At 46.1% G+C, this 26,444-nt stretch carries 28 protein-coding genes and 4 tRNA genes; 11 read left to right on the top strand and 21 right to left on the bottom strand.

From position 1 onward, the window contains the following. Positions 1 to 61: 61 nt before the first annotated feature. From QMZ64_RS06255 to QMZ64_RS06305, 11 genes are all read right to left on the bottom strand, one after another. Entirely contained in the window at positions 62 to 856 is a 795-nt protein-coding gene (locus QMZ64_RS06255; protein ID WP_301441196.1) for an MBL fold metallo-hydrolase, read from the bottom strand. A gap of 14 nt (positions 857 to 870) precedes the next feature. Continuing rightward, on the bottom strand, positions 871 to 1,719 hold the full coding sequence (locus QMZ64_RS06260) for a two-component system regulatory protein YycI (protein WP_035338116.1): 849 nt from the start codon (positions 1,717 to 1,719) through the stop codon (positions 871 to 873). Beyond that, positions 1,706 to 3,070 (bottom strand): YycH family regulatory protein, encoded by a 1,365-nt coding sequence (locus QMZ64_RS06265; protein WP_301441197.1) that lies wholly within the window; start codon positions 3,068 to 3,070, stop codon positions 1,706 to 1,708. Before QMZ64_RS06265 ends, QMZ64_RS06260 begins: the two co-directional genes overlap by 14 nt. Beyond that, complete coding sequence (walK, locus tag QMZ64_RS06270) at positions 3,060 to 4,904, bottom strand: cell wall metabolism sensor histidine kinase WalK (protein WP_265625203.1); 1,845 nt, start codon at positions 4,902 to 4,904, stop codon at positions 3,060 to 3,062. The genes QMZ64_RS06265 and walK overlap by 11 nt, the downstream gene beginning before the upstream one ends. Before the next feature lie 7 nt (positions 4,905 to 4,911). Next, the gene (walR, locus tag QMZ64_RS06275; RefSeq protein WP_152850118.1) at positions 4,912 to 5,619 is read right to left on the bottom strand and encodes a cell wall metabolism DNA-binding response regulator WalR; all 708 of its coding nucleotides are present in this window, start codon (positions 5,617 to 5,619) and stop codon (positions 4,912 to 4,914) included. A 415-nt stretch (positions 5,620 to 6,034) separates the two neighbouring features. Beyond that, a tRNA-Phe gene (locus tag QMZ64_RS06280) sits at positions 6,035 to 6,107 on the bottom strand. A 21-nt stretch (positions 6,108 to 6,128) separates the two neighbouring features. Beyond that, positions 6,129 to 6,205: transfer RNA gene (locus QMZ64_RS06285), tRNA-Asp, on the bottom strand. A gap of 88 nt (positions 6,206 to 6,293) precedes the next feature. Next, a tRNA-Glu gene (locus QMZ64_RS06290) sits at positions 6,294 to 6,365 on the bottom strand. A 7-nt stretch (positions 6,366 to 6,372) separates the two neighbouring features. Further along, a tRNA-Lys gene (locus tag QMZ64_RS06295) sits at positions 6,373 to 6,448 on the bottom strand. Between the two features lie 226 nt (positions 6,449 to 6,674). After that, positions 6,675 to 7,088 carry an NUDIX hydrolase gene (locus QMZ64_RS06300; RefSeq protein WP_301441198.1) on the bottom strand — a complete coding sequence of 138 codons (414 nt, stop codon included), beginning with the start codon at positions 7,086 to 7,088 and terminating at the stop codon, positions 6,675 to 6,677. Between the two features lie 63 nt (positions 7,089 to 7,151). Then, positions 7,152 to 8,444, bottom strand: coding sequence for an adenylosuccinate synthase (locus QMZ64_RS06305; protein ID WP_020453621.1), 1,293 nt, complete (start codon positions 8,442 to 8,444; stop codon positions 7,152 to 7,154). 266 nt (positions 8,445 to 8,710) lie between these two features. On the opposite strand from QMZ64_RS06305, the gene QMZ64_RS06310 reads away from it, so the two are divergent. Next, positions 8,711 to 8,977 (top strand): holin, encoded by a 267-nt coding sequence (locus QMZ64_RS06310; protein WP_003177977.1) that lies wholly within the window; start codon positions 8,711 to 8,713, stop codon positions 8,975 to 8,977. Between the two features lie 17 nt (positions 8,978 to 8,994). Here the strand turns inward: QMZ64_RS06310 and dnaB are convergent, their stop codons facing one another. Then, complete coding sequence (gene dnaB, locus QMZ64_RS06315) at positions 8,995 to 10,359, bottom strand: replicative DNA helicase (protein ID WP_020453623.1); 1,365 nt, start codon at positions 10,357 to 10,359, stop codon at positions 8,995 to 8,997. A gap of 184 nt (positions 10,360 to 10,543) precedes the next feature. On the opposite strand from dnaB, the gene QMZ64_RS06320 reads away from it, so the two are divergent. After that, complete coding sequence (locus QMZ64_RS06320) at positions 10,544 to 10,741, top strand: DUF2188 domain-containing protein (RefSeq protein ID WP_265625200.1); 198 nt, start codon at positions 10,544 to 10,546, stop codon at positions 10,739 to 10,741. A gap of 35 nt (positions 10,742 to 10,776) precedes the next feature. Here QMZ64_RS06320 and QMZ64_RS06325 read toward each other — a convergent pair whose 3' ends face one another. After that, the gene (locus tag QMZ64_RS06325; RefSeq protein WP_370510545.1) at positions 10,777 to 11,004 is read right to left on the bottom strand and encodes a hypothetical protein; all 228 of its coding nucleotides are present in this window, start codon (positions 11,002 to 11,004) and stop codon (positions 10,777 to 10,779) included. 133 nt (positions 11,005 to 11,137) lie between these two features. Here QMZ64_RS06325 and QMZ64_RS06330 point away from each other — a divergent pair, with 133 nt between their 5' ends. The 7 genes from QMZ64_RS06330 (at position 11,138) to nagE (ending at position 17,675) form a co-directional block, all read left to right on the top strand. Continuing rightward, positions 11,138 to 11,290 carry a YycC family protein gene (locus tag QMZ64_RS06330; protein WP_301441199.1) on the top strand — a complete coding sequence of 51 codons (153 nt, stop codon included), beginning with the start codon at positions 11,138 to 11,140 and terminating at the stop codon, positions 11,288 to 11,290. A 57-nt stretch (positions 11,291 to 11,347) separates the two neighbouring features. Next, positions 11,348 to 12,553 carry a CynX/NimT family MFS transporter gene (locus QMZ64_RS06335; RefSeq protein WP_265625197.1) on the top strand — a complete coding sequence of 402 codons (1,206 nt, stop codon included), beginning with the start codon at positions 11,348 to 11,350 and terminating at the stop codon, positions 12,551 to 12,553. A 131-nt stretch (positions 12,554 to 12,684) separates the two neighbouring features. Next, positions 12,685 to 13,935: an N-acetylglucosamine-6-phosphate deacetylase gene (gene nagA / locus QMZ64_RS06340; protein WP_265625196.1), complete on the top strand. Its 1,251-nt coding sequence runs from the start codon at positions 12,685 to 12,687 to the stop codon at positions 13,933 to 13,935. Next, the gene (gene nagB / locus QMZ64_RS06345; protein WP_301441200.1) at positions 13,932 to 14,678 is read left to right on the top strand and encodes a glucosamine-6-phosphate deaminase; all 747 of its coding nucleotides are present in this window, start codon (positions 13,932 to 13,934) and stop codon (positions 14,676 to 14,678) included. The genes nagA and nagB overlap by 4 nt, the downstream gene beginning before the upstream one ends. Then, positions 14,675 to 15,406 (top strand): GntR family transcriptional regulator, encoded by a 732-nt coding sequence (locus tag QMZ64_RS06350; protein ID WP_265625194.1) that lies wholly within the window; start codon positions 14,675 to 14,677, stop codon positions 15,404 to 15,406. The genes nagB and QMZ64_RS06350 overlap by 4 nt, the downstream gene beginning before the upstream one ends. Continuing rightward, on the top strand, positions 15,403 to 16,299 hold the full coding sequence (gene murQ, locus QMZ64_RS06355) for an N-acetylmuramic acid 6-phosphate etherase (protein WP_265625193.1): 897 nt from the start codon (positions 15,403 to 15,405) through the stop codon (positions 16,297 to 16,299). The genes QMZ64_RS06350 and murQ overlap by 4 nt, the downstream gene beginning before the upstream one ends. Positions 16,300 to 16,301: 2 nt before the next feature. Beyond that, positions 16,302 to 17,675: an N-acetylglucosamine-specific PTS transporter subunit IIBC gene (gene nagE, locus QMZ64_RS06360; RefSeq protein ID WP_265625191.1), complete on the top strand. Its 1,374-nt coding sequence runs from the start codon at positions 16,302 to 16,304 to the stop codon at positions 17,673 to 17,675. 42 nt (positions 17,676 to 17,717) lie between these two features. Here the strand turns inward: nagE and rplI are convergent, their stop codons facing one another. The 4 genes from rplI to QMZ64_RS06380 form a co-directional block, all read right to left on the bottom strand. Continuing rightward, positions 17,718 to 18,167: a 50S ribosomal protein L9 gene (rplI, locus tag QMZ64_RS06365; protein WP_020453633.1), complete on the bottom strand. Its 450-nt coding sequence runs from the start codon at positions 18,165 to 18,167 to the stop codon at positions 17,718 to 17,720. Further along, positions 18,164 to 20,146 carry a DHH family phosphoesterase gene (locus QMZ64_RS06370; RefSeq protein ID WP_020453634.1) on the bottom strand — a complete coding sequence of 661 codons (1,983 nt, stop codon included), beginning with the start codon at positions 20,144 to 20,146 and terminating at the stop codon, positions 18,164 to 18,166. Before QMZ64_RS06370 ends, rplI begins: the two co-directional genes overlap by 4 nt. Positions 20,147 to 20,181: 35 nt before the next feature. Next, positions 20,182 to 21,111: a YybS family protein gene (locus QMZ64_RS06375; RefSeq protein ID WP_265625190.1), complete on the bottom strand. Its 930-nt coding sequence runs from the start codon at positions 21,109 to 21,111 to the stop codon at positions 20,182 to 20,184. Positions 21,112 to 21,327: 216 nt separating this feature from the next. After that, entirely contained in the window at positions 21,328 to 21,468 is a 141-nt protein-coding gene (locus QMZ64_RS06380; RefSeq protein WP_020453636.1) for a hypothetical protein, read from the bottom strand. Between the two features lie 155 nt (positions 21,469 to 21,623). Between QMZ64_RS06380 and QMZ64_RS06385 the strand changes: the two genes are divergently transcribed. After that, the gene (locus QMZ64_RS06385; RefSeq protein WP_265625189.1) at positions 21,624 to 22,100 is read left to right on the top strand and encodes a spore coat protein; all 477 of its coding nucleotides are present in this window, start codon (positions 21,624 to 21,626) and stop codon (positions 22,098 to 22,100) included. Positions 22,101 to 22,142: 42 nt separating this feature from the next. On the opposite strand, the gene QMZ64_RS06390 is transcribed toward QMZ64_RS06385, so the two are convergent. Both QMZ64_RS06390 and QMZ64_RS06395 read right to left on the bottom strand, forming a co-directional pair. After that, the gene (locus QMZ64_RS06390) at positions 22,143 to 22,562 is read right to left on the bottom strand and encodes a universal stress protein (protein ID WP_265625188.1); all 420 of its coding nucleotides are present in this window, start codon (positions 22,560 to 22,562) and stop codon (positions 22,143 to 22,145) included. A 17-nt stretch (positions 22,563 to 22,579) separates the two neighbouring features. After that, positions 22,580 to 24,046 carry a SulP family inorganic anion transporter gene (locus QMZ64_RS06395; protein WP_265625187.1) on the bottom strand — a complete coding sequence of 489 codons (1,467 nt, stop codon included), beginning with the start codon at positions 24,044 to 24,046 and terminating at the stop codon, positions 22,580 to 22,582. Between the two features lie 214 nt (positions 24,047 to 24,260). On the opposite strand from QMZ64_RS06395, the gene QMZ64_RS06400 reads away from it, so the two are divergent. After that, positions 24,261 to 25,556, top strand: coding sequence for an MFS transporter (locus tag QMZ64_RS06400; RefSeq protein WP_265625186.1), 1,296 nt, complete (start codon positions 24,261 to 24,263; stop codon positions 25,554 to 25,556). Between the two features lie 76 nt (positions 25,557 to 25,632). Here QMZ64_RS06400 and rpsR read toward each other — a convergent pair whose 3' ends face one another. Beyond that, positions 25,633 to 25,872 carry a 30S ribosomal protein S18 gene (rpsR, locus tag QMZ64_RS06405; RefSeq protein ID WP_003178022.1) on the bottom strand — a complete coding sequence of 80 codons (240 nt, stop codon included), beginning with the start codon at positions 25,870 to 25,872 and terminating at the stop codon, positions 25,633 to 25,635. A gap of 51 nt (positions 25,873 to 25,923) precedes the next feature. Next, entirely contained in the window at positions 25,924 to 26,436 is a 513-nt protein-coding gene (ssbA, locus tag QMZ64_RS06410; protein ID WP_003178024.1) for a single-stranded DNA-binding protein SsbA, read from the bottom strand. Positions 26,437 to 26,444 lie beyond the last annotated feature (8 nt).

The following is a 26,444-nucleotide window of genomic DNA, read 5'->3' on the forward strand; positions in this document are numbered from 1 at the left end:
GAACGATATATGTATATAGTGTGGATCATCTGCCCGCAGATTAATCATTCAATCGGGAAAATTACACCGCTACGAGAGGTGTCGGTTTCTTAGGATCGGTATCATATAAGTCAAACGTTTCTCCCGCCGCAAATCCTTTGGCAGCCAACGTTTGCTGGACGGACATTCTCGCCAGCTCTTTCATGTTGTTGTCCTGGCTTAAATGAGCCAAATAAATTCTCGATGTCTCATCACCGATTACATCGGTCATTGCGAGTGCCGCGTCCTCATTGGATACGTGTCCGACATCGCTTAAAATCCGGCGCTTGATATTCCACGGATAGCGGCCCATTTGCAGCATGCCGACATCATGATTGCATTCAAAAACAAAAGCGTTTGCCGAGCGGATAATGCCTTTCATTCTGTCGCTGACATAGCCCGTATCCGTAATCAAAGCGAGCTTTCGGCCATTATAATGAAAAACGTAAAACATCGGCTCTGCGGCGTCGTGGGATACGCCAAACGATTCGACATCGAGGGAGCCGAACGATTTGACGGTTTCTATTGGAAATACGAATTTTTGGCCGTTATCCATTTTGCCGATATGCCCTTCCATCGCCTTCCACGTTTTTTCATTGGCGTAAACGGGCAGCTCATATTTTCTTGCCAGCACACCAAGTCCTTTAATATGATCACTGTGCTCATGCGTAACAAAAATGCCGTCAAGCTGATCAAGCTTTCGATCAATTTGCGCCATCAGCCCTTCCATCGCCTTCCCGCTAAGTCCTGCGTCAACTAAAAAAGCGTGGTCATCGGTTTCCAAATATAAAGCATTACCGGTACTCCCGCTCGCAAGTACGCTAAATTGCAGGCTCATGGTTTCTCACTCCATTATGATTTTTCCTTTTTCTCTTGTGATTGAAGAAGCGCTCCATCCCGTGCATCCACGATAAATTCTTCGTGAATGGTTTTATCGTCCGTTTTGCGCTCCACTTCGATCCGCCAAACGGGCACGAAAATTTGCGCGCTTGCCAGCGGATACTGCGTGAAATAGCCAAGCTCGGCTGATTTAATTTTGCTGTACTTCTTCAAATAATCCGGATAGTACAAAGCTTCAACCGCGCCGACTGCAGAGACCAGATTTTCCGTTTTGACTTCTTTTATATCCTGCAGCATCGACTGCTTATACGAAACAACTTCGTTTTTATTATTCAGGTACAGAACGACCTCGCCCATCTCGTTGTTATCATCGTTTTGCCGATCCTGAAAAATGTAATTTCCATTATAGGTTTGGAAGAAAACGATCTGTTTTCCGGACTTATCGACTTTCCAAAGCTTGTACTTGTTGCCGTCGATAATCTCTTCGTTGACGATTTCCCTTGCTTTTGTCTTCATATCCGTTTTCGGAAGTGCAATGGGTGTTTCAAATTCCATTTCTATTTCCGTCAAAGCGTTATTTTTTGCAGTATTCATTAACGCCTTCGGCTTTTGCCCTTTTAACGATTTAATCTCGCTCTGCTTAAAGACTCGCTTTTGTGCAGAGATTGAGGAGCCTTTTGACGTCTCTTTAGACAAGTTTCCGTATGAAATATGGTCTGCTTTCATATCTTCCTGCAGCGTTGATTTTTCTAAAATCGGAAACTGATTGTTGCTGCGCTTATCAAAGTATTGAAAGGCCAAAAAGATATCAAGGATGAGGAAGACGATAATGAAGATTGTTTTTGTTCTATTCCACTCCATTCTCAATGCCCTCCTTCACCGCTGAATCCTTCTTTGATACCGGCTTTATCGTACCGTTTATTTTAATGCACCAAGTCGGCACAAGTTTGACAAGAGGGTCTTGTTCCTCTGATACTGAGACCATTTCATAGGCAGGAAAAATTTGCTCAATCTTATCAAAGTCATACTCTTCATTGTCTTGCAGGAACTGAATCAATTCTTCTCCGCTCATGATTTCTTTATCCTTTTTGCTGACCGGATTAGCGTTTGCGCCCAAGACATATGTTGGGTGTTTATAATCCAATATGTCGTTGTTTGCCCAGCGAAGTTCAATCGATGTCGTTCCGAAAGGCTGGTTTTGGCTGTTAACGACCGGCAGCTGATCCATAAACAGATTAAAGTTGACCTGCTGATTTTCATTCAAGCCGAAAAATTGATAATCATCCGTCCAGCTTCCCGTGTCGTTTAAATATTTAAAGCTTTTATTGATCAGCTCTCCATTTTGATAAGCAGAACTCGGTTCCAGGTTGCGGTGCTGGAACTTAATCTGTCTATTGTTCGAGTAGACCTCCAAAAGGCTTGTTCCGTCCGTATATACAGGTCGGTTTAAGTTGGTTTCCTGCCGGACGGTTTGCGGATCATCAAATAAAGCCTTTTTAAAACGCGTCGGGCTGATCGTTTCTGTAAAATACTCTTTTTCAGACAGCTTCAGCCTATTAACCGGAAGCAAAACATCTCTGCGCGAATTGATTGCAAAGTCCTCGTAAAGAGGCATCTGCGATTTTTCTTTTTCAATGTCTGCAAGGATGTTGCGGTAATTAGCCGATTCAATCACCGCTTCAACAACTGTCTCTTTACTGAAGGATACAAAGTAGATTTTTTTCATGCCCCGTCCTTCATTGAAAGGAAGAACGATTCTGTCAAAAGAGTTGTATTCATAAGAATTGGCGGACCATTTGAAAAGCGGCTGCAGCACATCGATTGGAATATTGTCACTAAAGACGAGATCCAATTTGGATTCTTTATTTTTAGCGTACAGCCAGTTTTTGAACTGCTGCCTGTCAAATTTGTCCGAAATATCCTTTAACGATTTGACTTCCCATCGGCTCATGTCATCCCAAAGCTGAGAATAGAGCGTCGTATCATTCAGCAAATAATGCTGTCCATTCTCATGAATGAACATTTGCTGCGGTTTGACGGCTTCATTTAACAATTTTGTCTGATTTGTAATCGGCTGTTTGTCGCTGACCTGAGCCTGTGAATCTTCCACTTTTTCGTAATTCCCCTGAAATCCCCAAATATTAAAAGTAAAAAGAAGACTGATCAAAACCAAAAGGGACAGTATTATCGTTTTAATTGTTTCACGCTTCATCCCAATCATCCTCTTGTTCTTCTTTATACGGCAGGGTAAATGTGATCGTTGTTCCTTTTCCTTCGATACTGTCGGCCCAGATGTCGCCGCCATGGGCTTGTACCATTTCTTTTGCGATCGCAAGACCGAGCCCCGTACCGCCGAGTCTTCTTGTTCTGGCTTTATCTACACGATAGAAACGCTCGAAGATCTTTTCCATGTCTTTTCTCGGAATGCCGACGCCTTCGTCTTTGACACTGATATAAAGAAGCTCTTCTTCTTCATTTACATCAACAGAGAACGTGATGTGGCCTCCTTCAGGGGAATATTTCAATGCATTTGAAATGATATTATCCAGCACTTGCGTAATCTTGTCCGGGTCGATTTCAACATACAATTCTCTATCCGGCAGATTGCTGATAAATTCAACATGCTGCTCTTTCGTCATTTCAAAGCGCTCAATAATCAATGAGAAGAAACGGATAAAATGAATCCATTCTTTATTGAATTGATAATCCTTGCTGTCAAACTTTGAAAGCTGCAGCAAGTCGTTGACAAGCCTGATCATGCGCTCTGTTTCATTCTGTGTCACATTCAAGAAGCGCGGCGCAATGTTTGGATCCTGCCACGCGCCTTCCGCAAGCGCTTCTAAATAGCTGCGCATCGTTGTGAGCGGCGTTCTGAGTTCGTGGGAGACATTTGCCACAAACTCTCTCCGTTCTTGATCGATCTGCTCTTGTTCTGTGACATCGTAAATAACCGCAATCAACCCGTCAATCTTTCCGTGTTCTTTTTGGATGACCGAGAAATTGACGCGAAGCACAGACGTCCGTTCTTCCTGTTCAATTTCAAGAAGGAGCGAATCCTGCTGTTCAACCAAATCTTCGAACGTGTATTCGTCGTCAAGGCCGAGCAGTGAGGTAATCGGCATTTCGAGAGCCGTTTCACGTGAAACATTTAAAAGCTCCAGTGCCGGCGTATTAAGCAAAATAATCGCGCCATTTCGGTTTGTCGCGATAACCCCGTCTGTCATATAGGCAATAACAGAAGATAGTTTTTTTCGTTCGCCTTCTGTCATGGACTGAGCTTCTTTCAGCTCTCTCGTTAAATAATTAAACGTTGTGGCCAGCTGGCCGATTTCATCGTTTCCGTACTTCCTGACTTTTCTTGAGAAATTTCCTTTCGCCAGTTCAATGGCCTGCTTTCTCATATCTGACAGCGGATGTGTAATCGTTCGCGCGACAAAAATCCCGAGGAATGCAGTGATTCCAAGCGCAATAAAAGTTCCAGACGCTAAAATGGTGTTGATCGTCCGGATTTGGTTGTAGACATTATCCATCGATGCCACGACATAAATGGCCCCGATCGTCTCTTGATTCGATTTTTTAATCGGCGTGACTGAAATCCGTACTTTGCTGTCCCGCTCCGGGTCGAAAAATTTATTTTCGTACGGAATACCGACAAGCAGTGTCCTTTTAATAATGCCCTCTGTTGTCTTTTTCCCCGCCACCTCACGGTTATAAGGATTGGAGGTCGCGATGACTTCATAGCTTTTATCAATCAGACTGACTTCGAGAATTTCGCCTTCCTTGCTGAAATCATTTAGAATCCTCTCTGCGTCTTCTTTCAAGGTAGTCGAGGAAGACGTGCTTCTATCCTTCGTCATTTCCTGTTCCAGATAATACGAGAGGTTGTTCACCCGCTGGTCAAGAGAGTCATTATACGATTTAAGAAGTGACTTCTCCATCTCATTGACAAAGTAGACGCCGATAATCTGCATGGCAACGATAATCAGCAGAACGTATATTAAGGTAAACTTAAAATGAATCGAGCGAAAAAAACTGACTTTATTCATTTTGGTATTAGTCCTGTTCCGGATTTCTCAAATAGTAGCCGACACCGCGCCTTGTGACGATCCAGCTTGGGTGACTCGGATTATCCTCGATTTTTTCACGAAGGCGTCTGACCGTAACGTCAACTGTCCGGACATCTCCAAAGTAGTCGTATCCCCACACGGTTTGCAGCAGATGCTCACGCGTCATGACCTGTCCGATATGTTTTGCAAGGTAATGCAGCAGTTCGAATTCCCGATGAGTCAGCTCGATTGTCTCGTCGCGTTTTGAAACGACATAGGCATCCGGAAAAATGACGAGCGATCCGATTTGAATTTCGTTTGAAGACGATTCTTCTTCGGCAGGAGCCGCTGTGTTCTGTCTTCTCAGGTTCGCTTTGACACGCGCCAGCAGTTCGCGGGTGCTGAACGGCTTTGTCACATAGTCGTCAGCGCCCAGTTCAAGGCCGATGACTTTATCGATTTCCGAATCCTTTGCTGTCAGCATAATGATGGGCATATCATATTTTTTGCGGACTTCACGGCACACTTCCACACCGTCTTTGTTCGGAAGCATGATGTCGAGCAGAATCATATCAGGGTTGAGATCCTCAACCATCTGAATCGCTTCATTGCCGTCGTATGCGCAATGGACTTCATAGCCCTCTTTTTTCAGATTAAACTCTAAAATATCAGCAATCGGCTTTTCATCATCTACAACTAGTATCTTTTTTTCCATTATTCGTTCCTCCTGGTTCAGAGTTTGGATACAATACAGCCAGCGGATGGCTGCCTAAGTTTTATATCAAGTACACTGCATGTCGTCATTAAAAAACACTTTCTAGAAAATAGATTTCTTATACATTATAACGTTTATGAAGCAAAAGTTAAAAAAATAGTTCAAAGGAAAACGTTTGGAAATTAAATCCACCTGCAATTTTTCCGCTTTTATCACAACAATTAAATTTTTGTGACTTTTTTTACTGAAAAATGAAACATCTTTCCCTTCAAGACCGTCTATATAGTAACGTCTTCTTCTTCGGCCGGGTTACCGGCCTCCCTTTTTTTCTCCTTTTTATTCCTTCAGCATTTTATTTCCTTGATTTCAGCTAAAAGAAAACGCATCTGCTTAAAAACAGACGCGCTTTTTAGAGTGGCTCGGGACGGAATCGAACCGCCGACACACGGATTTTCAGTCCGTTGCTCTACCAACTGAGCTACCGAGCCGGGTATGTAACTTTTTTAAAATGGCGGTCCGGACGGGACTCGAACCCGCGACCTCCTGCGTGACAGGCAGGCATTCTAACCAACTGAACTACCGGACCTTGCATGTTTACAGTACCTGCTTCGGAGAAGAATCGTGGTCTCCTCCGGAGCAAGCGGGGATTTAGCAATTACGCTAAAGTAAATCAATGACCCGTACGGGATTCGAACCCGTGTTACCGCCGTGAAAGGGCGGTGTCTTAACCGCTTGACCAACGGGCCAGGGAAATGGTGAGCCATGAAGGACTCGAACCTTCGACCCTCTGATTAAAAGTCAGATGCTCTACCAACTGAGCTAATGGCTCAAGATTAAATGACACCCTTAGTTTCAATCTAAAATAACGACGTCCACATCTCAGGAAGTTTTTTCGGGATGTCTCTCGATGTGTACGCTGAAGCGAATTCTCCGAAGCATATTCGGACGTGCTCTACCAACTGAGCTAATGGCTCGTTTCGTTGTTTTCGCAACAACGAGATTTATATTATCATAGAACGAACAGAAGTGGCAATATATTTTTTTATTTTTTTCTATTATTTTTTCCCTTCGTGATGATACTCCGCCCCTTCGCGGTTCAGCCAGTGCATGATTCCATTCGGATTAAATACAGACAGCAGCCGGTCAGCTTCATGAAGCGGCATCCACTTGGCTTCAACAATGTTCTCGTCAAACGTGATGGCATTCGGACGGTCGGTGACCTGGGCTCTAAAGACGATGAAATATACATGCTCGCCGCCGATTATCGCTTCATTTATAGCTAATATATCAAGAGGCTGAATCCCGTAGCCTGTTTCTTCCTTCATTTCTCTCGCCGCGGCTTCTGTCAGCGATTCTCCAGCTTCCACCTTGCCGCCCGGTAGCGTCCACGATTGATTTTTCTTATTTTTCACCATCAGGATGTTTCCGTTCTCTTCCGCGAATGAATATACAACATCGACACGTTCCACCCGTTTGCCCTCCTTGTCATTGAAAAACAAAGCCCCTGCGAACTGCAGAGGCTCTTCTGGAATTTAGTTCGGACGATAAACGCTTCTCACTACATTTGTTTGAGAGCGGTCAGGACCGACTGAGAAAATAGAAAGCGGAATGCCTGTCAGCTGAGAAACTCGCTCTAGGTAATGGCGGGCATTTTCAGGCAGATCGCTCAAGCTTTTCGCTCCTGTGATATCTTCTGTCCAGCCAGGCATTTCTTCATAGACAGGCTCACATTCAGCGAGCGCTTTTAAACTTGCCGGGAACTCTTCGAGGATCTCGCCGCGGTATTTGTAAGCGACACAGATTTTCAACGTTTCAATACCGGTCAATACGTCAATTGAATTTAATGAAAGGTCGGTTATTCCACTGACGCGGCGGGCATGGCGGACAACCACGCTGTCAAACCAGCCGACGCGGCGCGGGCGCCCTGTAGTTGTTCCGTATTCGCGACCGACCTCACGGATCTGGTCTCCGATCTCATTGTTCAGCTCTGTCGGGAACGGCCCGTCTCCGACACGCGTTGTGTAAGCTTTCGATACACCAACAACATGCTGGATTTTTGTCGGTCCCACACCTGAGCCGATCGTCACGCCGCCGGCGACAGGGTTTGAAGACGTAACAAACGGATATGTCCCTTGGTCGATATCAAGCATAACCCCTTGCGCCCCTTCGAATAAAACGCGGCGGCCGTCATCAAGCGCGTCGTTTAAGACGACGGATGTGTCGCAGACATATTGTTTGATCTGCTGGCCGTACTCATAGTATTCGTCTAAAATGTCTTCTATTTTAAACCCTTCCGCATCGTACATTTTTTCCAGCAGACGGTTTTTTTCTTCTAAATTGCGGGCGAGCTTTTCTTCAAAGACCTCCCTGTCCAACAGATCGGCGATGCGGATTCCGACGCGAGCGGCTTTATCCATATAAGCCGGGCCGATTCCTTTTTTCGTCGTGCCGATTTTATTGGCCCCTTTCCGCTCTTCTTCGACCGCATCAAGCTTTAAATGATACGGCAGAATGACATGGGCCCTGTTGGAGATTCTCAAATTGTCCGTGCTGACGTTCCGCTCATGAAGATAAGCCAGCTCCGTCACCAATGCTTTCGGATCAACAACCATTCCGTTGCCGATCACACACGTTTTATCCTTATAAAAAATACCGGATGGAATCAAATGCAGTTTGTACGTTACCCCGTTGAATTTAATCGTATGTCCTGCGTTATTTCCGCCTTGGTACCGTGCGATTACCTCTGCGTTTTCGGAAAGGAAATCGGTGATTTTGCCTTTTCCTTCGTCACCCCACTGCGTACCTACAACAACTACTGAAGACATATCCGTGCACCTCCGTTAACCTTTTCAATCGATATCAATATCAAACACATTCAGTTTATCAGTGTCATCCCCTAAAGTCAATTGGAAATCCGAACATTAATTTTAAAACAGAACATTTTCGTTCGTTATTATAAAGCAAATTTCATATATTTTCTTTTTAATAGACAGTCTGTAAGTTAAATCTTAAAAAAAACGTTTTTTCTTGGACAAAGATACATAAAAAACCGGCAACGCAAATATTCAATAAAGTAAGGAGGGAGATGCCGATGGAGACAGTATTAATTTTTGCATCCGTTTTATCGCCGATCATTTTGGCGCTGGTCGAATTGGTGAAGAAGACGGTCAAGGTGCCGAAAAACTTGATTCCGCTCGTTTCACTCTTGATAGGTTTGCTGATCGGAGCCGCAGCATATCCTTTTACAGACCTTGAACTCGTGCTCCGTTTATGGTCCGGAGGACTGGCCGGGTTAACAGCAACGGGGTTATTTGAAATCGGTAAAAACCGCAATGCAAGAAAAAAGAAAAATCCCTGAGAGCATGTCTCAGGGATTTAAGCACCAGGCGCAACACCTGCGTCATCAAACCGGCGTTCCAGGTTGACGAACTTATTATATTCTTTTACAAAAGCGAGTGAGACGGTCCCGACCGGGCCGTTCCTTTGTTTTGCAATAATGATTTCAATGATGTTTTTATTCTCAGATTCTTTGTCATAGTAATCATCGCGATACAGGAACGCAACGATATCGGCGTCCTGCTCGATACTTCCCGATTCCCGGATGTCCGACATCATCGGACGCTTGTCCTGGCGCTGCTCGACGCCCCGGGAAAGCTGTGAAAGGGCGATGACCGGAACTTCAAGCTCCCTCGCCAGCGCTTTCAGCGCACGGGATATTTCCGACACTTCCTGCTGACGGTTGTCACTGGATCTGCCGCTTCCTTGGATGAGCTGCAGGTAGTCGATCAAAATCATGCCGAGGCCGTTCTCCTGCTTTAACCGTCTGCACTTGGAACGGATTTCGCTGACGCGGATCCCCGGTGTATCATCGATGAAAATTCCGCTGTTTGATAAGCTTCCCATCGCCATTGTCAGCTTGCCCCAATCCTCTTCCGTCAGGTTTCCGGTCCGGAGATTCTGGGCATTGATGTTGCCTTCCGCACAGAGCATCCGCATGACCAGCTGTTCGGCGCCCATCTCAAGGCTGAAGATCGCGACGCTTTCATCGGTTTTAGTCGCCACGTTTTGGGCGATGTTTAAGGCAAAAGCGGTTTTACCGACTGACGGACGGGCAGCTACGATGATCAAATCGTTTCTTTGAAAGCCCGCCGTCATTCGGTCAAGCTCGGTAAAACCTGTCGGGATCCCGGTGATGTCTCCTTTTCTGTTGTGGAGCTGTTCAATATTATCGTAAGTTTGAACGAGCACATCTTTAATATTTTGAAAGGCCCCGGAGTTTTTGCGCTGGGCGACTTCCATAATCGTTTTTTCTGCTTCGCTTAAGAGGTCTTCGACTTCATCTTCCCTTGTATATCCGTCCTGGGCAATCGTCGTTGCCGTACGGATCAAGCGGCGGAGAATCGATTTTTCTTCCACGATTTTTGCATAATACTCTATATTAGCCGCAGTCGGCACAGAATTTGCAATATCCGTCAAATAAGAAATACCGCCAACCTCTTCCAAAAGGTCCGTGTTCGCAAGCTCTGATGTCACCGTCACCAGGTCTACAGGCTCGCCGCGGTCCCCAAGAACAAGCATGGCGTTATATATTTTTTGGTGCGACATTCTGTAAAAATCATCTGGAATCAAGACTTCTGACGCCAATGTTAAAGCTGATGGTTCTAAAAAAACAGCACCTAACACGGCCTGTTCGGCTTCGATATTTTGCGGCGGCAGCCTGTCATTCAGAAGATCTGTCATGTTAAGCACCGTCCTCCCATTTAAAAATAATCCAACGTCTATTTTACCATTTTTACAGAAAAAAAGTAGACTCGCTTTTTGTAGAAATATTTTCATAGAAAGGGAGAACGGCTGTGAGGATGTTTGCTCCCCTGATCTATCCGGGAAAACAAATCAGTAAACATGTTTGGGGAGGTTGTTTTTCATGAAGGTCTATACGGTGACACCGAATGCCGAGACGGAAGGATGGTTTATGAAACTGGAAGATACGGCGCCTGTTGAGCTTTATGACACAAGGACAGAAGCCGTGGAAAAAGGAGAAAAGATGGCGAAAGAGAATCGTCCTGCGAAGCTTGTCATCTATGACCGGCAGGACAACAAAGAAGACGAACGGTCTTATTAAACACCTCGGCCGAGGTGTTTTTTTAGATTCCACTATTAATCCAGCCGGCTGTTCCAATTGTTTTTCAAAAGCATGCTGACCATCAAATCGGTCGCATGTTGGTACAAATCCCATTCTTCATAGGCCGCAAATTTCATACGCAGCGTTTGCAGCACATTGCGCATATCTTTGTACTCTTCAAATGTGTAAAGCCCTTTCGCTCTGATCTGCTGTTCATACAATTTCTTTTTCAGCGCAGATAATGTCGAATTCAAGACGATCACCTCCTCTTTATTTATATCGCTTTTTTCTTTTTCTTCCAACTCACTTGTCATATGATGTTACAATATATATCGGAGTCAATATTCACTGTTGCTTACTCTGTACGCTGGGGTACAATATAAAATGGAGGACTTTATGAAACCTTTACAAATATCTGCCGAAACGGCGCAAAAACTTTCGGAAAGCTTAAATCTCCCTCTTGAACAAATCATGCATATGCCGCAGCATATCCTGCTTGCGAAAATTACCGAAATTCAGAAGCAAGATCAAAAAAGTAACCTTGGATGATGTTCCGGGTTTCTTTTTCATGTCACTTTTCCACCTGAAAGCAAAGGAGAATACAGCATGCATTACATTGACGCTCGACGCGCCCGTTTGAACAATATCTTATTGATTGCAGGAATCATATTTATCGCTTTTAATTTAAGACCGGCTATTACATCTGTCGGGCCATTGATCAGTTCGATCCGCTCGGATATGGATTTGACGAACGGCATGGCCGGCTTCTTGACGACGCTGCCGCTGTTATCTTTCGCCGTCCTGTCCCCAATCGCCCCTAAGCTCGGACAGAAGCTGGGCAATGAGAGAACCCTCTGGGTCGGATTGGTCATCTTATTGATCGGGATTTTGCTGCGCTCTTACGGAGAAGCTTTCACACTATTTGCGGGGACCGCATTGATCGGAATCGGCATCGCTATCTCCAACGTGCTCTTGCCCAGCCTGATCAAACATAAATTTCCTGACAAAGCGGGAATTATGACAAGTTACTATACGACAGCCATGTCGATTTTTGCGGCGCTCGCTTCAGGGATCAGCATTCCGCTGTCGCACGGTTTAGCGTGGGGATGGAGCGCATCGCTTATGGTCTGGGCCGGTCTCGCGTTTGTTGCGATTTTGATCTGGGTTCCCCAGCTCCGCTATCATGATACGGGAAACCGCACGGTCAGCTTAAAGACGGGCGGCCAAACGGTCTGGCGCTCGAAAATCGCCTGGCAGGTCACATTCTTTATGGGCATACAGTCGTTCTTGTTTTACTGCACGATCGCCTGGCTGCCCGAAATTCTCCGCTCGCACGGGATGAGCATGTCGCTTGCCGGCTGGATGCTGTCGCTGATGCAGTTTGCCAGCCTCCCGTCGACATTTTTGACTCCGGTTCTTGCCGGACGGTTCCGAAACCAAAAAAGCATTGTGCTGGCTCTCGGCATATTATACTTCGCGGGGATGTCAGGGCTATTGTACGGAGGCAATACTGCGATGCTGACGCTGTGGGTCATTTTAATCGGAATCGGACAAGGGTCCAGCATCAGTTTAGCCTTGACGTTAATCGGGCTGAGAAGCGAAAATGCCGATCAAGCCGCGGCATTATCAGGAATGTCGCAATCCGCCGGGTATTTGCTGGCAGCGATTGGTCCAAGCTTTGTCGGTTTTCTTTACGATCACATGCACTCATGGAACGGACCGATTTTACTGTTCATCGGCGCGCTGGTCGCTTTGATCGGTGCAGGCCTCGGTGCGGGAAGAAATCAATATATTTATGCTAAAGCAGCATAACGAAGCCGGCAGATGAGCCGGCTTTTTTTTGGAATATAACCTGACAACACAGCGGCTAAATGAAGTGTGATGCTGTATGATCAGATTTGACAAAAATAATTCTCTTAATGGTCTAGACAACTAGAGTTGTAATGTTCTATACTGATGATAACGTTTTCAAGAAAGGACTTTTGACTGTGAAAACTAAACCTTCTCAACGCTATATGTTTAAACATCTTCATATTTACAGTGAAAATGGAACGATAGAAGACGGATTTCTTCTAACGAACGGGGAAAAAATCGAGGCTTACGGACCAATGACTGATATTCCCGCTTCCGCCGCAACGGCAGAACAGCTGACATTTCCGGAGAACTTCAAAGTGCTGCCGGGCATGATTGATGTTCATATTCACGGAGCAAACGGCGCAGATGTCATGGACGGAACAGCCGAGGCTTTGCAAACAATGGCCGAAGCCCTGCCGAAAGAAGGAACGACAAGCTTCCTGGCCACGACGATGACCCAGGATAAAGCCACGATCGAGCATGCGCTGGCAAACGTTCACCGCTATAAGGAAGCCGGCGCCCGGCCCGGAACTGCCGAAGTATTAGGCGTTCACTTAGAAGGACCTTTTATTTCAGAAAAGCGGTGCGGCGCCCAGCCGCCGGATGATATTATCCCGCCGGATCTCTCGTTATTTAAAGAATGGCAGCGCATCTCGGGGAATAACATTAAATTAGTCACACTTGCGCCAGAGCTGGAAGGGTCTTTGGAACTAATTTCCTTTTTGAAAGAAACAGGTGTCACGGCTTCCGCCGGCCACTCCGACGCCGGACTCAAAGAAATGGCAGACGGGATTAAGGCCGGCATCTCCCATGTCACCCATTTGTTCAACGGCATGCGGGGGCTGCACCATCGCGAGCCGGGGACGGCCGGAAGCGCCCTTTTGCATGATGAACTGAAGGTCGAAGTCATTGCCGACGGCATTCATGTTCACCCTGCCGTCGTCAAGCTCGCATTTCAGCAAAAACAGAAAGAAGGCATCATTTTAATTACGGATGCGATGCGCGCAAAATGCTTGAAAAATGGAACCTATACATTAGGCGGACAGGAGGTGTTCGTGAAAGGTGAAAAAGCCGTCTTACAGGATGGTACGCTTGCCGGCAGCATCTTGAAGATGAACCAGGCGGCTCTGAACATGATCGATTTTACAGGATGTTCACTCGAAGATATCGTCTACATGACAGCGGTCAATCCCGCCAAGCAGCTTCATGTGTTTGACCGAAAAGGCAGCATACGGAGCGGAAAAGATGCCGATTTGATCATTTTAAATGAAAAAAATGAAGTTGTGATGACGCTTTGCAAAGGCGTGATTGCTTTCAGCAAAAGGGAGGTTTCACCATGAAAATCATTGAAGCTAAAAATTATCAGGACATGAGCCAAACGGCCGCCCGACTCATCATCGAGAAAGTAAACCGCTTATCTGCGCCTGTTCTCGGCCTTGCAACCGGAGGAACGCCTCTCGGCACATATCAGGTTTTAAGGGAAGACCATGTGCAGAACAAAACGACTTACAAGCACGTCTATACCGTTAACTTAGACGAGTATGTCGGCGTTTCCCCGGATCATGAAAACAGCTATACATTCTATATGAAAAAACAGCTTTTCGATCACATTGACATTCCGCTCAGCCATACCCATCTTCCGGACGGGATGGCTTGTGACCTCGATGCCGAATGCAGCCGCTATGAAGCGCTGATCGAACGGCTTGGAGGCATTGATCTCCAAGTGCTCGGCCTCGGCTTGAACGGCCACATCGGGTTTAACGAACCGGGCACCCCATTTTCATCGAAAACGCATACAGTCGAACTGACACAATCAACGAAAGAAGCCAATGCCCGTTATTTTGATTCCTATGACGCCGTCCCGTCGCAAGCCATAACGATGGGCATTTCCACGATCATGAAAAGCAAGCAGATCCTGCTGCTCGTTTCAGGAGAGAAAAAAGCGGGCATCCTGGCGAAGCTGCTCAGTGAAGAACCAAATGAAGACACGCCCGCTTCTGTCTTAAAAACACACCAGAACGTCGTCATCATAGCGGACAGCGATGCTTTATCAATCGTGAAAGAAAGGGGTATGGCCTTTTGATCAAAAAAGATTCCCACATTCCGATTTACTATCAGATTGAGACCGAGATTAAAAAGCTTGCCGATACAAAAGATTTGAAGCCCGGCGACCTCATTCCTTCTGAAAGAGAGTTCGCAGAAAAATATGAGGTAAGCAGGATGACTGTCCGGCAGGCGGTCAACAACCTCGTTAATGAAGGCATTCTCGTCCGGCAGCGGGGAAAAGGAACATTTATTGCCGAGCCTAAAATTGAGCAGCCTCTCAAAGGATTGACAAGCTTTTCCGAGGACATGAAATCAAGAGGCATGAGACCCGGCACAAAAATGCTCGGCTTCGGCGTCATTCCGTGTGACCAGAGCACAGCACGCAAACTGGAGATACATGAAGGGGCTTCCGTCTATGAAGTCAAACGGATCCGTCTCGCCGATGACATCCCGATGGCTTATGAAATCTCCTATTTGCCCGCCGACCTCATCAACGGCCTGACAGAAGACATTATGAGCGCATCTTTGTACGACTATGTCGAAAATAAGCTCTCCCTTACGATTGACCGCGCCGCACAAACACTCGAGCCGGCGATTGCCTCTCCGGCAGAGAGCGAGCCTCTCGACATCGAGGAAGGCGCACCCGTCCTGCTCATCGAACGTTTGAGCTATTTGGACGACGGCAGACCGTTTGAAGTGGTCAAATCCATTTACAGAGGCGACCGCTATAAATTCGTCATCGATATGAAGAGGAAAGAACAATGAGGAAGACAGAAGATACGAACGACAAAAGCAAAGCACTTGATGAAATGAATGCTTTAGATATCGTCACCTTGATGAATGAGGAAGACTATACAGTTCCTCGCGCCATTACGCCCTGCCTTCCCCTGATCGCCGAGGCGGCGGATACGATTGTCAGCCGCTTTAAGCAAGGCGGAAGAGTGTTTACAGCTGGCGCCGGCACAAGCGGCAGAATCGCAGTTCTTGATGCCGCAGAACTGCCTCCGACCTTCTCTATTGACGAAAGCCGTTGGACCGGTCTTATCGCCGGCGGATATGACGCGATGTGGAGACCTCTTGAAGAAAATGAAGATGACCGTGAAAAAATCGTCGCCGAACTGAAAGCGCAATCATTCTCGGGAGATGACGTCTTAATCGGCGTCACAGCGAGCGGCTCGACACCTTATGTCCTTGGCGCATTATCCTATGCCAAACAGCTCGGAGCCGCATCTGTTTCGATCAGCTGCAACGCCGATACAGAAGCGGGCAAATTAAGCGATATCGCGATTGAGGTGCAAACAGGACCGGAAATTATCCGCGGTTCAACGCGGCTGAAAGCAGGAACCGCTCAAAAAATGATCTTGAACATGCTGTCAACAGCTGCAATGGCGAGGCTTGGCCGCGTCTATCAAAACGAGATGGTGAATATGAGACTGCTCAATCAAAAATTGGCCGGGCGCGCTGTCACCATTCTGATGAATACCACCGGATTATCACAGAATGAGGCCCAGCAAGCTTTAAAAGAAAGCGGCAATGACATCAAGGCAGCGATCTTTATGGTGTTGACAAACGGAACACTTGAAGATGCCCGCCGCTGTTTATCCCATGAAAATGGACATTTGAAAAAAGCGATTCAATATCATCGAAAGGGGTTTTAACTATGTTGGGATTTCTTCAAAATATCGGCCGCGCGCTCATGCTGCCGATTGCCGTTCTTCCTGCTGCGGGCCTCTTGCTTGCGCTGGGAAGAGAAGACCTGTTAAACATTCCGTTTATCGCCGCTTCAGGACAATCGATTCTTGACCAACTGCCGATCATCTTTGCGATAGGCGTTGCAATCGGGTTGTCAAAGGATGGCCACGGGGCCGCCGCACTGTCCGGAGCCATCGGTTATTTTGTCCTGACAGGCGGCTTAGCAGCCATCAATAAGGATCTGAACATGGGCGTTCTCGGCGGGATTATTTCAGGTGTCGTCGCCGCCGTCATGTATAACCGCTTTAAAGATGCAAAACTGCCTGACTGGCTCGGGTTTTTCGGCGGAAAACGCAGCGTTCCGATTATGACAGCCTTCTGTTCCATCATTCTTGCAGGCATTTTCGGCTTCGTCTGGATTTACGCACAGCAGGCCATTGACGCCATTGGTGGCTGGATCATTCATGCGGGGGCATTGGGAGTCGGCATATTCGGTCTTTTAAACAGACTGCTCCTGCCGCTCGGCCTTCATCACATTTTAAACAATATGGTTTGGATGGTCTTTGGAGAATTTGCGGGCAAAACGGGTGACATGAACCGGTTCTTTGCCGGAGATCCAAGCGCCGGCGCCTTTATGACAGGGTTCTTCCCGATCATGATGTTCGGTCTTCCTGCGGCATGTCTAGCAATGATCGCCGCCGCGAAAAAGCATCGCCGCAAAGCAACGGCCGGATTGCTGATCGGATTAGCGTTCACATCATTTTTAACCGGTATCACGGAGCCGATTGAGTTCACATTCATGTTCCTGTCGCCGCTGCTCTTCGGTATTCACGCCTTGTTAACCGCAAGCGCCATGACCGTAACCAATATGCTCGGCATCCACCACGGCTTTACCTTTTCAGCCGGGACGATCGACTACCTTTTAAACTTTGGAATCGCCACAAAGCCGCTGCTATTGCTGCCGGTCGGTCTTGTATACGGCATTATTTATTTCGTCATCTTTTATTTCCTGATTACGAAGCTCAATTTGAAAACGCCTGGCCGAGAGGAGGACGATGACCAGGAAAACACACCTGTCAGCCCTGACACAGGATCGTCCAAATACGATACCCTTGCGGACAAATACATCGAAGCGCTTGGCGGAAAAGAAAACATTGAGACGCTGAACAATTGTGTAACCCGCCTCCGCCTCAAGGTCCGCGATGCTTCCAAACTGGATGAAAGCGCGATGAAAGCTATGGGAGCAAAAGGATTCGTGAAGCTCAATCAGCACGATGTACAGGTGATCATCGGTACAGACGTTGAATTCTTGGCGAATGAAATGAGAAAACGCATAGAATAAAAAATAAGCCCCTTCTGCACTGCATGAAGGGGCTTTGTTATTTTATGATTGCTCTTTCACGTGAACTTTCAGTGTTGCTTGTACTTCTGGATGGAGTTTCACGGGAACATTTGTATATCCCAATGAGCGAATCGCATCGTTTAATTCGATTTTACGTTTGTCGATCTTTAACTGATGGCTTTTTTGCAGCGCATCCGCGATTTGTTTGCTTGTCACGGAGCCAAATAGACGGCCGCCTTCTCCGGACTTGGCTGAAAGTTCCACCGTGATGTCCTCAAGTTGTTTTTTCAGCTCTTTCGCGTGTTTCAGTTCTTCAGCGGCTTCTTTCTTCTCTTTTTTCTTCTGGCCTTCAAGCGCGCTGATATTGGAGGATGTCGCTTCAACAGCCAGCCCTTTTTTGATCAAAAAGTTGTGCGCGTATCCATCCGCTACATTTTTCACTTCGCCTTTTTTCCCTTTGCCTTTAACATCCTGTAAGAAAATTACCTTCATTTCTGAATGCCTCCTTCGAAATACTCGTCAATCGCTTCTTTCAGTCGGCGGAGCGTTTCTTCAACCGTGATATCGGTCAGCTGTGTCGCGGCATTGGTTAAATGACCGCCGCCCTCGAGCGCTTCCATGATGATTTGAACATTCACTTCGCCGAGCGACCTCGCACTGATGCATACTGTATTCTCATCTCTTCTCGCCACAGCAAATGACGCTTCGACATCGCTCATGGACAGGAGAGAATCCGCGGCTTGCGCAATGATAACCTGGTCAAAATATTCGTCCGCCTCATCGTCCGGCAGCGATGCGATGGCGATGCCGTTTTGATAGAAAACGGTATGCTGAATCAACTTCGCCCTTTTAATATAATGATCGGCTGTTTCTTTTAAAAACTTTTGCACCAATACGGTGTCAGCGCCTTTTGCGCGCAAATATGACGCCGCATCGAACGTACGGGAACCGGTGCGCAGCGAGAAGCTCTTCGTATCGACAATAATCCCGGCCAAAAGGGCTGTTGCTTCGATCATGTTAATTTTTAAGCGCTTCGGCTGGTACTCGAGCAGCTCTGTCACAAGCTCCGCTGTAGATGAAGCGTACGGCTCCATATAGACGAGCAGCGGGTCTTTAATAAACTCTTCCCCTCTTCTATGATGATCGATAACGACGATATTTTCAATTTTATTGACCAGCCTTTCTTCAATGACAAAGGAAGGCTTATGTGTATCAACGATCACGAGAAGCGTGTCGTCTTTCGCAATCTCAAGCGCCTCTTCCGGCGTAATAAACCTGGACCACAGTTCTTCGTATTTTTTAATTTCCCCGATCAGTCTTTGAACGCTTGAACCGATCTGATTGGAGTCGATCACGACAAAACCGTCTTTGCCGTTTGCTTGAGCGACCTTCAAAATCCCGATGGCTGATCCGATCGAATCCATATCGGGAAACTTATGACCCATGATAATCACATTGCTGCTTTCAGAGACAATTTCCTTGAGGGCGTGTGAAATGACCCGGGCTCTGACGCGCGTCCGTTTTTCCATCGGATTCGTCTTGCCGCCGTAAAACTTCACTTTCCCGTTCGGCTGCTTGATTGCCACCTGATCTCCTCCGCGTCCCAGCGCCAGGTCAAGGCTGGATTGCGCCAAGTCCCCGAGCTCTTTCAATGATGCAACAGATGCACCGATTCCGATGCTTAACGTCAAGGAGATCGTATGAACGGATGTCTTCTCCCGAACTTCATCAAGGATCGAAAACTTTGATGCTTCAAGCTCGCTTAAAATATGTTCGTTTAATACTCCGATAAACCGCTCAGAGGAAACCCGTTTTAAGAAAATGCCGTACTCTTGGGCCCACTGGTTCAAAAGCGATGTCACTTCACTGTTTATCGAGCTTCTTGTCTGGTCATCAAGCCCTTGTGTCACATCGTCGTAATTATCGAGAAAGATGTAGGCAAGGACCGTTCTTTCATTTTCGTATTGTCTCTCAATCTGCGTCTGCTCTGTGACATCGAAGAAATAAAGCAGCTTTTCTTCCCGTTTGATGACCACATTAAATTTCCGCTCATTCAGCGTAATCGTTTCTGTGTCCACTTCCTGCTTAATCAAAGGGACGACAGATTCACAAGTATCATAAAGCGACCGGCCGACGAGCGTATTTTCATTAAAGCATGACGCCATAAAAGGATTGGCCCACTCGATATAGTACTGATCGTTAAACAGCATGATCCCGATCGGCATTTCGAGCAGCGCCTCTTCCCCGACTTTTTTCAGACGGTAAGACAGCGTCGATATATAATCGTCCAGCTCTTTTCTGATTTGGGAGTCCGCCCGTCTCAAAAAGTACAATATGACACCCAGAATCAGAACGCCGGCCGCTCCTGCCACCCAATTAAAATAAATGTTGATGAGGACAGAAATGATTGTGACGACGATTAAAGAATATATGGGGTATCGAAATAACGGTTTTTCATAAAAACTTGGCACTCAAATCAACTCCTCACCATTGGAGAACATCGTGGCTACGATTTTTTTACTCTTTCTCTCAAGTTAAAGCCTATGTCAATTATACCTAAGATGCGAACAAGGTACATCAGGGGCGAAAACAACCCGATAATTAAAAAAAGAACCGGCAGGACAATTGGCAGTTTCTTGGCATGGCAAAAGTAAAACACAAATGAAAACCCTTGAATGATCAAGACAAAGCCCATGATGAGACTCGCATTTAGCAGAATGGAGTAAGATATACTGCCCTCTTCAACGGGAGCAAGCGACAGAAGAATCGTCAATAAATAGATCCAAATCATGCTTTGCGGAAGCCTCATATCCCTAAACGGTTTCAAAGACGGTATTTGGATGATGCGCCGAAGCACCGGCTTAGCGAGCAGGTGATTCAAAAACGCGGTGATTCCGGAAAATATCACAATGGCTGTCGGATATAAATATTGCGCCTGTTTGAATTGTTCATTCAGCAATTCGATCTGTTTAGCCGCTTCTTTATCATTTCCAAACTGTTTGATACTTGATTCAAAAGTTTTGATTGTTTCATTATATGCTTGATTGGCCGTCTCTATTAAGTTTAACCCGAGAAACTGAATGCTGATGAAAAGCAGCAGCACGAGCGAAATCATGTATGTAACGGCTGCTGCTGCAATCGCTTGGGCTGGCTCTTTTCTTCTGTAGAAAAAGCCCATGATCACCCCCGCAGCACTTACCGGAATAGCAAACATCAGTCCGCCTAAGGAACCGGCAATCAACGAAACGGGTAAACTGACCAATCCTACCGAAATCCCCGGCTTTAGACCGTACCTGATTGTTTGAACCATGGCAGGCAGCGGCAGCGTCAATACAAGAATGGTTCCGACGAAAGGAATATAGAGGCTGATCATCAGCAAAACGGCAAAAATACTGACCATGATAGCGCCTTCTACTAAAGCTCTTGTTTGTTTCACTTGTTCACCTCGTATGTTTAAATGTCATGAATCAAAAAGAGCAGCATAGACGACTGCTCTTTTCTAACGCCGAAAATTTCATTTTCAAATAAAGACGATGAGATGAGCAGGTCTCGGCCTTCTCTCATTGTTTCTTTATTCTAACATAAGGTTAAATCGCAAGTAAAACGATCATAAGGCTTGAGAAAACGAGTAAATGTTCCATGTGAAACACTGTCAGTCGAGAAACCCCGACTTCTCTTTATTTTTCTTTCTCGCTTTTCTGATCAACAACAATATAATCAAAATTGCGATCAGAAGCGTCACGCGAAGCCCGCCGCTCAAGAATAGAAAAAAGTCCTTCAACACATCCAACACATTGATCACCTCTCATTGTTGTCACTTAGATGCAAAAATCCCGTATGATTTGATTTCCCCTTTCCAAAACGGTCTAAAACGTCCCTCTGATTCTTCTATTAACCTTTAGACGGCAATGGGCATATGCTGAGAAAAAGCAATAAAGGAGAATATGCATGACAACAAAAACATTGGCTTGGCATGAAACGATGGAGTTGCATGAACTGATCGCGGCCCAGTCTGTCGGATTGGTCAAGATCAAGAAAAGCATGAAAAAAATCAGCGATCCTCAGTTAAGACAGCTTTACAGTGTTTCAGCGAAGGCATTGGAGCAAAATTTACGGGAGCTTCTTCCCTTTTTGCCAAAAGCTCCGGCATTTCATCGGGAGGAAGAACGGGCCGACCTGTATTTTGATGCGGGTGATCTGTTGGTACTGGCGAAAACGACCGTTCGAAACTATGCGATTGCGATCACGGAAACGGCGACGCCCGAGCTCAGAAGAGTGTTTGTTAAACAAATCAATGAGGCTATTAAATTGCATGAACAAATTTTTTATTTTATGTATCAAAAAGGCTTATATCCCGCCTATAATCTCGTTGACCTGCTAAAAGGCGACGCCATGCACGCCCAAAAAGCGATATCGATGAGATAAAAAAGCCAGTAAGGATAGGATCCTCACTGGCTCTGTTTTAAGCTATTTTACAATTAAAACCGGACACTTCACTCTTTTCGCCACTTTATGGCTGACACTTCCCAGCACCATTTCCTGCAAAGTGTTCAGCCCCCTGCTTCCGATAATCACGATATCCACATCATGATGGTTGGCGTACGATACGATCGTCGGGCCTGGATCCCCGTGCTGCATCGTCATTTGATAGGGAACGGCCGATTGTTTGAATTTATTTTCTATCGACAGCAGCCTGCTGCGCCGTTCACGTTCGAGTTCTGCACGGTTGTCGCTATGCAGAACTTCGTGTTTTGCTTTCGCATAATCCAATACATAAATAACGTCGACGACCGCCTGCTTTGACATGGAAGCCAAATGAATCGCATGATCGGCCGCTCTTTCAGAATGCTTTGAGCCGTCAGCAGCCAGCAATATATTTTTATACACCCTTCATCACCCGTTTCTTAGTGATTTGACACTGAACGATGAGGCTGATCATAAGTTGCCAGTTTTTCGACCAGCTTCCAGCTGGACTCATTTAAACCAATCAAGTCAACGTCTATTCCCTGATCTTTCATTTTCAAAACGACTTTATCGATAGCCGCCACAGCGGAATCATCCCATATATGGGCCTCTGAAAAATCAAGAATGACCTTTTTCGTTTGCTCATCTGTTTTAAAAGACTTTACGAAATCTTGAACAGATGCAAAGAAAACTTGCCCTTTAATGATGTACTTGACCGCATGTTCTTCTGACTTTTCTTCAATTTTCAATTTGGAGATTTTCGCCACAAAGAAGATCGCGCTCAAAATAACGCCGGCAAAAACCCCTTTTGATAAATCGTGGGTCGCCACAACGGTAATAACGGTCACAAGCATGACAATGGAATCTGTCAGCGGCACCTTTCTCAACATGCTGAACGAAGACCAGTCAAACGTACCGATCGATACCATAATCATCACACCAGCCAAGGCCGCCATCGGAATCTGTACGACCCAGTCGCCCAACACCAAGATCAAAAACATTAAGAAAATGCCGGCAACAAAAGTGGACAAGCGGCCTCTTCCTCCAGATTTCACATTGATCACAGACTGGCCGATCATCGCGCATCCCGCCATGCCACCGAAAAATCCGGCGACAATGTTGGCGATGCCCTGTCCGCGGCTTTCCCTGTTTTTATCGCTTTCCGTATCCGTCATATCATCAACAATAGAAGAGGTTAATAATGACTCAAGCAAGCCGACGATGGAAAGCGCAAAGGCTGTTGGAAAAATAATGGCCAACGTCTCAAAATTGAAAGGAATATTGGGAATCATAAAAGCAGGCAATGATTGCTTCATTTCTCCCAAATCACCGACAGTGCGGAGATCAAAATGGCCAAAAATAGCAAATACAGTCATCGCAATAATGGCAACAAGTGCAGATGGAACGGCTTTTGTAAAGCGGGGAAGAACATAAATAATCAACAACGTAATCCCGACCACAACATACGTCATATTCGAAACTCCAACAAAATGAGGAACCTGCGCCATAAAGATTAAAATGGCGAGCGCATTTACGAAACCTACCATAACCGACCGCGGAATAAATTTCATAAAGCGCGCAATCTTCAGCACCCCAAATATCAATTGGATGATTCCCGTTAAAATCGTAGCAGCAAATAAATAATCAAGCCCGTGATCCCTGACCAAAGATCCCATCAAAAGAGCCATCGCCCCGGTCGCAGCTGATATCATCGCCGGACGGCCGCCCGTAAAGGAAATGACAACGGCAATACAAAAAGATGCGTACAAACCGACCATCGGGTCTACACCCGCAATGATGGAAAACGCTATGGCTTCAGGAATGAGAGCAAGCGCTACGACGATACCCGAAAGGATATCCCCCCGTACATTAGAAAACCATTCGCTATTTAATTGTTTAACATTCAAAGATTCAACACCTCGTTCGTAATCATTTGCTTCTAACTCTCATAGAAGCCATCTGTTTTTAACATGTTTCACTTTAGCAAACTTGTATCAAAATGTCTATATGGTTTTTTTTCCGCGGCCGTTTACTCCCCGCAATCCCGTGGAAATGAACACGAAGAAATTAAGAATGTAATTTTGAAAAGAGTCCAATCTAATCATTAGAGGAGGTTTCAATATGGCGCAAGAGCTGGAAAAACGACCGGGGCATACAAGATGGTATATTTCTTCTTTATTAAGCAGCATGATCATTTTAAATTACTTTGACCGTGTTGCCATTTCAGTCGCGGCTCCTGCGATACAGGATTCCTTTCAATTGACGGCAACCCAATTAGGCATCGTCTTTTCCATCTATACCTACTCATACACGCTGATGCAGATTCCGGTCGGGAGTCTCTTGGACGGCGTTGCCTGGGTAACAAGGATCGGAATGACCGTATGGAGTTTTCTAACCATTATATTGGCTTTTTTACAGGGGAAATTGCTTCTTTATATTGTCAGATTTTTAATCGGGCTGACGAGTGCTTCAGCATTTCCTGCCGCTTCCAAAGCCACGGCATTATGGTTTCCGCCAAATGAGCGCGGTCTTGCCAATTCTCTGTTTGACTCGGCAGCCAAGTTCGCAAATGTCATCGGCGCACCTCTCGTTGCCTTTTTAGTCACGACATTTGACTGGCGAGCCGCTTTTTTAACGATCGGAATCATCAATGTACTGTTCACCGTATTTTTCTGGATGTATTATGAACAACCCGATCGGCACAAACGAATCTCAAAAGAAGAGCTTCATTATATTCAAAAGCATAATGCCGTATCAGAGGAAGACATCACGGAACGGACGCTCATTGCTTTAAAAGCAATGCTGGCAAACCGCAAAGCATGGGGGCTGATGATCGGATTCACGGGTTACGGTTATACATTCAACCTGCTCTTAACCTGGCTGCCGACTTTCTTTAAAGAAACATACGGAATGGATATTATGTCCTCAGGGCTGTTTACAGCGGTTCCCTGGCTGATATCGACGGTTTCCGGAATCGTAGTGGGCGGATGGCTCGTTGATTTTTTAATTCAAAAGGGGCATTCGAATACAAAAGTGTACCAGACCATTATCGCAATCGGCATGAGCCTTGGATTTGCCTTTTTGGGAGCTGTCTTCACGCACAACATCACGATCGCGATCATCTGCATTTCCGTCGGCTTAGCCGGAATATCTGCGACTGCGCCTGTCGGCTGGTCGATATCAGCTGATATTGCACCGGCTGGTTCCATCTCTCTGCTCAGCTCAATGGTCAATTTGGCAAATAACTTATTCGGAGGGATTATCGCGGTTTCTTTAACAGGTTATCTGGTCGATGTGACCGGTTCATTTACGCTCAGCTTTTTAGTAGCCGGATTTGTATTACTGCTTGGACTCGTGTTCTACCTTGCAGTCCTCGGCGACATCAAACGGATTCAGATTGGCAAGCAAGAAACCTGAATGCCGCAGAAAACGGACTGGCTTTTGATGATAAAAAAAGAACAAGACCGTATTGGGTCTTGTTCCTTTTATCGGCTTACTCGCCTGCTACGTATGGAAGTAAAGCCATTTGACGAGCGCGTTTGATTGCAACAGTCAATTTACGTTGGTATTTCGCGCTTGTTCCTGTTACACGGCGTGGTAAGATTTTACCGCGCTCAGAGATAAATTTTCTAAGAAGATCTACATCTTTGTAGTCGATGTGCGTAATGCCGTTAGAAGTGAAATAACACACCTTACGGCGTTTCGCACGACCGCCTCTGCGTCCTCCTGCCATCGTTATTTCCCTCCTTTCTATTCTGGTTTTGTTTTATTCGTCCGTCATCCATTAAAATGGCAAGTCGTCATCAGAGATGTCAATCGGCTTTCCATCGTTTGCGAATGGATCGTCATTGAAGCTGTTGCCTTGATTGCGATTCTGATTGTTTTGACTGCCGCCGAATGGAGCCGGTTCATTCTGTCCGCCGCCAAAGTGTTGGCCTCCCTGGCCTCCGCTGTAACCGCCTGAACCAGAACCGCCGCCTTTAGGCTCCAGAAATTGAACACTTTCAGCTTGAACTTCCGTGACGTATACACGCTGTCCTTGCTGATTTTCATAGCTGCGCGTTTGCAAACGTCCATCTACACCCGCAAGACTTCCTTTTTTAAGGAAATTCGCAACGTTTTCGGCTTGTCTTCTCCAGACAACACAGTTGATGAAATCAGCTTCACGTTCACCCTGCTGATTCGTAAACGTACGATTGACAGCAAGCGTAAAGGTGGCAACAGCTGCACCGCTTGGAGTATAACGAAGCTCTGGGTCCTTTGTCAGTCTGCCGACTAAAACAACTCGGTTAAGCATATTGAGAG

Source organism: Bacillus sp. LB7 (genome assembly GCF_030449715.1).
GTDB classification, from domain to species: domain Bacteria; phylum Bacillota; class Bacilli; order Bacillales; family Bacillaceae; genus Bacillus; species Bacillus paralicheniformis.